Genomic DNA, 7,301 nt, shown 5'->3' with positions numbered 1-7,301 from the left:
CGGCATGCTCAAATCCGGACAACCCTGGCAAAAGCCCGCTTGACCCAACACAGTCGCCGGGTCTGCGGTCCGCGTCGCGGCCCTTCGCCCGGGATGACGGGCAAGGGGGCGAACGAAAAAGGGCGCTCCTCCTCTCGGAAAGAGCGCCCCCTGTCACCTGAAGCCTGAGCTCCTAGAACTTCGCGCGCACGCCGAAGAAGTAGCGCGAGCCGAAGGTCTCGTTGCCGATCCGGCGGGCGGCGCTGTTGTATTCGATGCGCACCTCGTCGGTCAGGTTCACGCCCTCGACGAAGACCGTGATCTTGTCGTTGATGTTGTAGCTGGCCGAGGCGTCCAGCGTGCCGAAGGCCTTGTTGAACTCCGGCAGGTTGCCGCGGCCGGCGGCCGTGATCAGCCAGTCGTCGCGCCAGTTGTACGAGGCGCGGGCGCTGACCTTGTCGTTCTCGTAGTAGAGCGAGACGTTGTAGCTCTTACGCGACAGGCCCGGGAACGGCAGGATCTCGCCGGTCAGCAGGTTCGTGCCCTTGAAGCCTTCGTCCTTCTGGTAGGTGAAGTTGGCCAGGACCCCGAAGCCGTCGAACGGCGCGGGCAGGAAGTCGAAGGCGTACTGGCCGCCCACTTCCAGACCGTTGATCGTGACCGCGTCCGTGCCGTTGACCGGGGTGGTGACGGCGAACTTGTCGTCGCCGTCGATCTCCTCGACCACCTGGTTGATGATGAAGGACGAGATCTCCTTGCGGAAATAGGTCGCCGAAATGAAGCTGTCGCGGGCGAAGTACCACTCCAGCCCCGCGTCGTAGGCGGTGGCCTCGAAGGGCTGCAGGTTGGGATTGCCGCGCGAGCCGGTCAGGCTGTTGCGGTCGAGCGAGCGGCGCAGGGCCAGCTGGGCCGGCGCGGCGCGGGCCATCACCTTGCTGGCGGCGGCGCGGCCGATCAGCTTGCCGGGGATGAACTCGAACCGCAGGTTCAGAGACGGCAGGGTCTTGGTGTAGCCGCCGTCGGCCTCGCCGGGCACGTAGTTGACCTCCAGCCCGTCGGGACCGTTGCTTTGCACGCGGTTGTAGCCGGTCGACTGGGTCTTGGTGTCGACCACCCGCACGCCCAGCGTGCCGCTGACCGGCACGGGCAGGTCACGGAAGTCGAAATTGGCCTGGACGTAGGCGCTATTGGTCTTTTCCTCCACCGACCAGGTGTCGAGGAAGTTCTGGAAGCTGCCGGGGCCGCCATAGGTCTCGGCGGTGTTGATGTTGGGATTGACGCCGTAGATGTCGTTGCCGAGGCCCGCCGTCGCCAGGGTGGCGGCGTAGGTGCCCATCGTGTTGTCGTTCCACTGGCGGATGCCGCCCGAATAGCCCAGGTCGCCGGTCTGGAAGAACGGGATGCCGTTCACGCCCGAGTTGATGTTGACGATGTTCTCGAGCGTCGCGCACGGCGCGGACACCGCCACCACCATGGGCGGCTGCCGGGTCGCCGCGAAGTCCGCAGGGCGGCAGCTCAGGCGCGTGGTGCGCTGGTAGAGGATCTGGTCGGTCTGGAACTGACGCCCCTGGACGCCGGCCTTGATCGAGGTCAGCCACGAGATGTTGGGCCGATAGGTGACGTTGACCTGCTGGGCGGTCTCTTCGGAGGTGTTGTTGCGCGGGTTGAACACCGCGTCGAGGCGGTTGACGCCCTGGCCGGAGGTGACGTCCAGGCCCGGGAACGAGAAGTTCGGGGCGCCCTGGCCGCCGGTGTAGTCGATGATCGCCCGCGGCACGCCGAACACGGTGGCCGTCGCGTTGATCTCGTTGTTCTGGACCTCGGCGTTGGAGTAGTCGAGGCGGGCGTCGAAGGTCCAGTGGTCGAACTTCCACTCGCCGCCGACGGCCGTGGCGTATTGGGTGCGCTTCAGGTCGCCCAGGATGTTGCGATAGGCCAGGTCCATCGGGAAGGCCGTGCTGCTGGTCAGCTCCAGATGGTTGACCGTGTTGTCGGCGCCGACCGTGGACTTGCTGTAGTCGATCAGGCCGCCGGCCGCGCCCAGTTGCAGGAACGAGCTGTTCACCTGCTCGGTGGCGGTGGCGTAGGTGGCGTCGAAATAGGCCTTGAAGTTGTCGGTCGGACGCCACTCGACGACGCTGCTCAGCGCTTTGCGCTCGGTCTCGCGGCGGTCGATGATCAGGCGCGGGATCTCGGGGATCCAGTCCAGGTCGCCGTCGCCGTCGACGTCGGTGCTGCGCCCGGGCGTGGCGCCCGCGCCGGTGGCCGTGGCCGCCCGCCGCACCCAGCCGGTGGTGCGGGCGTTGTTGCTGTTGAGGTGGCGGTTTTCCCAGGTGCCCGACAGCAGGACGCCCAGCTTGTCGTCGAAGAAGGTGCGGCTGCCGATCAGGGCGACCTTGGGGTCGTATTCCTTGGCCAGGTTCGAATAGACGCCCTGGACCGAGCCGGCGACGTAGGGGGTCTTGCTGTCGAACGGCCGGCGGGTGATCACCCGCACCGTGCCGCCGATGCCGCCCTCGGCCATGTCGGCGGTCGGCGACTTGACCACGTCCAGGCGCGAGACGAACTCGACGGGGATGTCGCGGAAGTCCACGGCGCGGTCGCTGCCGCCGACGGTGAGCGACAGGGCCGACGAGCCGTTGATCTCGACGCGGTTGAGGCTGGGATCGGCGCCGCGGATGCTGACGCCGCGGCCTTCGCCGTCCTGGCGGCTGATCTGCACGCCGGTCACCCGTTGCAGGGCTTCGGAGAGGTTCTTGTCCGGGAACTGGCCGATGTCCTCGGCCGAGATCGAGTCGACCACCTGCAGCGAGGTGCGCTTGGTGTCCATGGCGCTGCGCAGCGAGGCGCGGATCCCGGTGACGACGACTTCCTCGACCGCGTCGGGCTCGACGGTCTGGCCGGCCGGGGCGGCGGGCGCGGTCTGGGCGAAGGCCATGGCCGGGGCGGCGAACACGGCGGCGGCCACCGCGATGCTCGAAACACCCGCCCACAGTTGCGCGCTGGTCGACGACTTCATCGTTTCCTCCTGTGCCTGACGTGGCTCGGAGGCGACCCGGGGGAGGGCGCGACGCCGAGATCGACAGTTTTCATATTGTGGGAACTTATCCCGATAGTCGGGATGATAACCGCCTCGCTCCGAAAATGTCGAGTGGGATACGATATGTCGTATTAGAAATGGGCCGAAATTATCGATCTGGCCAATCGCGGCAACGTGAGGATTTGCTTGGCTTTTTCAGCGCCGCAGGTTGAGCGCGAACATATCGCCGGTATCGGAATGGCAAGGTCCGGCCCTGCTCGCCACCACGCCGACGGCGACGTCCGCACAGCCCGCGCGGCCAAATCGAGGCCGACCTAAACAAGACCCCGCGGCCCTCCGCCGACAGTATCGGCGGCGTTCAATCCCCTCCGTTATCCAAGGACCTGTCGATGCCGATCACGGCCACCCCGACCCCCGGCGATCAACTGATCACCCCGACCGACCACACCCTGATCATGATCGACTTCCAGTCGCAGATGGCGTTCGCGACCAAGTCGATCGACCCGGTCAGCCTGCGCAACAACGCCGCCCTGGTGGCCAGCGGCGCGGCCGGCTTCGGCGTCTCGACCATCCTGACGACCGTGGCCGAGAAGAGCTTCTCGGGCCCGATGTTCACCGAGGTCACCGAGCCGTTCCCGGGCAAGGCCCTGGTCGACCGCACCTCGATGAACAGCTGGGAAGACGCCGGCGTGATCGAGGCGGTCAACAAGATCGGCAAGGGCCGCATCGTGCTGGCCGGCCTGTGGACCAGCGTCTGCATCGTCGGCCCGGCGCTGTCGGCCCTGCAGCAGGGCTTCGAGGTCTACGTCATCACCGACGCCTGCGGCGACATCTCCGACGAGGCCCACGAGCGGGCCGTGCAGCGGATGATCCAGGCCGGCGCGCGGCCGATGACGGCCCTGCAGTACCTGCTGGAGCTGCAGCGCGACTGGGCGCGGGCCGAGACCTACGACCTGACCACCGGCATCGCCAAGAAGTTCGGCGGCGGCTACGGCCTGGGCATCATCTACGCCAAGACCATGTTCAACGCCCACGAGGGCTGACGAACCGGCCCGCGCCGGCCGACCTTCCGGGTCGGCGCGGACCGCCTTTCAACAAGGCGTTCCAAGATGAAGATCTATCTCCTGTCGCTCGCCGCGGGCCTGGCCGTCGGGGTGTTCTACGCCCTGGTGCAGGTGCGCTCGCCCGCGCCGCCGGTCGTCGCCCTGATCGGCCTGTTCGGCATACTGGTCGGCGAGCAGATTCCGCCGCTGGTCAAGAGCCTGGCCGCCCGCCAGCCGGCCGCCGTCTCGTGGCTGCGCCACCAGGTGGGGCCGCACATGTTCGGCAGCCTGCCGGGGGCCGTGAAGCCTCCCGAACAGGCGCGCGCCGAGCCGCCCCATCCCCAAGCCTGACGTCTCCAGTTGCCTTGGCCCAGTTCCCTCGGCCCCAGTTCCCCCGGAGTATCCGCATGACCTCGCCCGACCTGATCCTGCGCAACGGCCGCTTCACGACCCTCGATCGGAGCAATCCCAACGCGCAGGCCGTCGCCGTGACCGGCGGGCGCTTTTCCGCCGTGGGGACCGAGACCGAGGTCATGGCCCTGGCCGGGCCGGCGACCAAGGTGGTCGACCTGAAGGGCCGTCGGGCGCTGCCGGGCCTGATCGACAACCACCTGCACATCATTCGGGGCGGGCTGAACTTCAACATGGAGCTGCGGTGGGACGGCGTGCGCTCGCTGGCCGACGCCATGGGCATGCTCAAGCGCCAGGTGGCCATCACCCCGCCGCCGCAGTGGGTGCGGGTGGTGGGCGGCTTCACCGAGCACCAGTTCGTCGAAAAGCGCCTGCCGACCATCGAGGAGCTGAACGCCGTGGCGCCCGACACGCCGGTGTTCATCCTGCACCTCTATGACCGCGCCCTGCTGAACGCGGCGGCGCTGCGGGTGATCGGCTACGACCGCGACACGCCCGAACCGCCCGGCGGCCAGATCATCCGCGACAGCCAGGGCAATCCGACCGGCCTGCTGCTGGCCAAGCCCAACGCCCAGATCCTCTACGCCACCCTGGCCAAGGGCCCGAAGCTGCCGTTCGACTACCAGGTCAATTCGACCCGCCACTTCATGCGCGAGCTGAACCGGCTGGGCGTGACCGGGGCGATCGACGCCGGCGGCGGCTTCCAGAACTATCCGGACGACTACGAGGTCATCCAGAAGCTGGCCGACGACAACCAGCTGACCATTCGCCTCGCCTACAACCTCTTCACCCAGAAGCCCAAGGGCGAGAAGGACGACTTTCTCAACTGGACGAAGACCTCGACCTACAAGCAGGGCGACGACTATTTCCGCCACAACGGCGCGGGCGAGATGCTGGTGTTCTCGGCCGCCGACTTCGAGGACTTCCGCCAGCCGCGCCCCGACATGCCGCCGCAGATGGAGGGCGAGCTGGAGGAGGTGGTCACCATCCTGGCCCAGAACCGCTGGCCCTGGCGGATGCACGCCACCTATGACGAGACCATCGACCGGGCGCTGGACGTGTTCGAGAAGGTCAACAAGGACGTCTCCCTCGAAGGCCTGAACTGGTTCTTCGACCACGCCGAGACGATCTCGGAAAAGTCGATCGACCGCATCGCCGCCCTGGGCGGCGGCGTGGCCGTGCAGCACCGCATGGCCTACCAGGGCGAATACTTCCTCGAGCGCTATGGCGTGGCCGCCGCCGAGGCGACGCCGCCGATCGCGAAGATGCTGGAGAAGGGTCTCAAGGTCTCGGCCGGCACCGACGCGACGCGCGTGGCCTCGTACAATCCCTGGGTCTCGCTGGCCTGGATGATCACCGGCAAGACGGTGGGCGGAACCCGGATCTATCCGCAGCGCAACTGCCTGGACCGCGAGGCGGCGCTGCGCATGTGGACCGAGAACGTCACCTGGTTCTCCAACGAGGAGGGCAAGAAGGGCCGGATCGTGGAAGGCCAGCTGGCCGACCTGATCGTGCCCGACCGCGACTTCTTCGGCGTGCCCGAGGACGAGATAGCCGACATGACCTCGGACCTGCCCATGGTCGGCGGCAAGATCGTCTATGGCGCCGGCGACTTCGCCAAGCTGGACGAGAACGAGGTGCCGCCGGCCATGCCCGACTGGTCGCCGGTGCGGGTGTTCGGCGGCTATGCCGCCTGGGCCGAGCCGGAAAAGGATGCGGCCCTGCGTCGCCAGGCGGCCGCGTCGTGCGCCTGCGCCAGCGGCTGCGGGGTGCACGGCCACGACCACGCCACCGCCTGGACCAAGAGCCTGCCGATCAGCGACCTGAAGTCGTTCTGGGGCGCGCTGGGCTGCGCCTGCTGGGCGGTCTGATGCGGGCCGTCCTCACCTCGCCGGCGGTGCGCTGGATCGCGCTGCTGGGCCTGTGCGCCGCCTATATCCAGGGCGGGCTGACCAAGGCCTTCGACTTCGGCGGCGCGCTGGCGGAGATGGCCCACTTCGGCCTGTCGCCCGCCGCGCCGTTCGCCGTGGCGGTGATCGGCCTGGAGCTGGCCGCCTCGGCGATGATCCTTAGCGGCCGGCTGCGCTGGCTGGGGGCGCTGGCCCTGGCGGCCTTCACCCTGGGCGCGACCTTCATGGCCAACCGCTTCTGGCAGATGGCGCCGCCCGAACGCTTCGGCGCGACCAACGGCTTCTTCGAGCACCTGGGCCTGGTGGGCGGCTTCCTGCTGGTCGCCTGGCACGACCTGGATACGCGGAGAGGGTCATGAGGACGCTGGCGGCCGCGGCCCTGGTGCTCGCGGCTACCGGTCCCGTCCTGGCGGCCGAGCGTCCCGCGATCAAGGTCAACCGCTGGCAGGAGGACTGGTCGGTCCTGGCCGATCCGGCCAAGCGGACCGAGCCGCTCGATGATCTGAAATACGTCCCGCTCGGCGACGACGCCTTTCTGTCGCTGGGCCTGACCCTGCGCGAGCGGCTGGAGCTGGGCGACGCGGCGACCTTCGGCCAGGAGGCGTCCGACACCAGCCTGTCGCAGCGCCTGCAGGTGCATGCCGACGCCCGGGCCGGCGCCTGGCGGGCCTTCGTCATGCTGGAGGACGTGCGCGCCATTGGCCGTCGGCATGTCGGCGGCGCCGACGCCGACCGGCTGGACCTGCGCCTGGCCTTCATCGACCGCGTGAGCCAGTTGGCCGACGGCAAGACGACGGTGCGGGTCGGCCGCCAGGACTTCCCGATCGACCAGCAGCGCTTCCTGTCGGCCCGCGACGGTCCGGGCGTGCGCCAGTCGTTCGACGCGGTGTGGGTCGACTGGAGCCGGGGCCCCTGGAC

Annotated in this window: 6 protein-coding genes; 5 read left to right on the top strand and 1 reads right to left on the bottom strand. The window is 68.3% G+C overall.

The annotated features are described in order from the left end of the window. Positions 1–172 precede the first annotated feature (172 nt). Positions 173–2,998: a TonB-dependent receptor gene (locus DMC18_RS17955; RefSeq protein ID WP_110133165.1), complete on the bottom strand. Its 2,826-nt coding sequence runs from the start codon at positions 2,996–2,998 to the stop codon at positions 173–175. Positions 2,999–3,408: 410 nt separating this feature from the next. On the opposite strand from DMC18_RS17955, the gene DMC18_RS17950 reads away from it, so the two are divergent. From DMC18_RS17950 to DMC18_RS17930, 5 genes are all read left to right on the top strand, one after another. Then, the gene (locus DMC18_RS17950; RefSeq protein WP_110121532.1) at positions 3,409–4,062 is read left to right on the top strand and encodes a hydrolase; all 654 of its coding nucleotides are present in this window, start codon (positions 3,409–3,411) and stop codon (positions 4,060–4,062) included. A 66-nt stretch (positions 4,063–4,128) separates the two neighbouring features. Continuing rightward, the gene (locus DMC18_RS17945) at positions 4,129–4,413 is read left to right on the top strand and encodes a XapX domain-containing protein (protein WP_110121531.1); all 285 of its coding nucleotides are present in this window, start codon (positions 4,129–4,131) and stop codon (positions 4,411–4,413) included. 56 nt (positions 4,414–4,469) lie between these two features. Beyond that, complete coding sequence (locus tag DMC18_RS17940; RefSeq protein WP_110133164.1) at positions 4,470–6,344, top strand: amidohydrolase; 1,875 nt, start codon at positions 4,470–4,472, stop codon at positions 6,342–6,344. Further along, on the top strand, positions 6,344–6,742 hold the full coding sequence (locus DMC18_RS17935; protein ID WP_110121529.1) for a DoxX family protein: 399 nt from the start codon (positions 6,344–6,346) through the stop codon (positions 6,740–6,742). The genes DMC18_RS17940 and DMC18_RS17935 overlap by 1 nt, the downstream gene beginning before the upstream one ends. Continuing rightward, on the top strand, positions 6,739–7,301 hold a 563-nt coding region (locus tag DMC18_RS17930), incomplete at its 3' end, for an alginate export family protein (protein ID WP_158285930.1). The genes DMC18_RS17935 and DMC18_RS17930, both read left to right, overlap by 4 nt.

The organism is Caulobacter sp. D5 (assembly GCF_003185805.1).
In the GTDB taxonomy this organism is placed as follows: Bacteria; Pseudomonadota; Alphaproteobacteria; order Caulobacterales; family Caulobacteraceae; genus Caulobacter.
The sequence above is the reverse complement of the archived record's forward strand: the minus strand, read 5'-3'. Positions and strand labels throughout refer to the sequence as shown.

Excerpts from the sequence above, each read along its gene's own strand:
- DMC18_RS17950 (WP_110121532.1), top strand. The coding sequence starts at position 3,409 with ATGCCGATCACGGCCACCCCGACCCCCGGCGATCAACTGATCACCCCG.
- DMC18_RS17935 (WP_110121529.1), top strand. The coding sequence starts at position 6,344 with ATGCGGGCCGTCCTCACCTCGCCGGCGGTGCGCTGGATCGCGCTGCTG.
- DMC18_RS17955 (WP_110133165.1), bottom strand. The coding sequence starts at position 2,998 with ATGAAGTCGTCGACCAGCGCGCAACTGTGGGCGGGTGTTTCGAGCATC.
- DMC18_RS17945 (WP_110121531.1), top strand. The coding sequence starts at position 4,129 with ATGAAGATCTATCTCCTGTCGCTCGCCGCGGGCCTGGCCGTCGGGGTG.
- DMC18_RS17940 (WP_110133164.1), top strand. The coding sequence starts at position 4,470 with ATGACCTCGCCCGACCTGATCCTGCGCAACGGCCGCTTCACGACCCTC.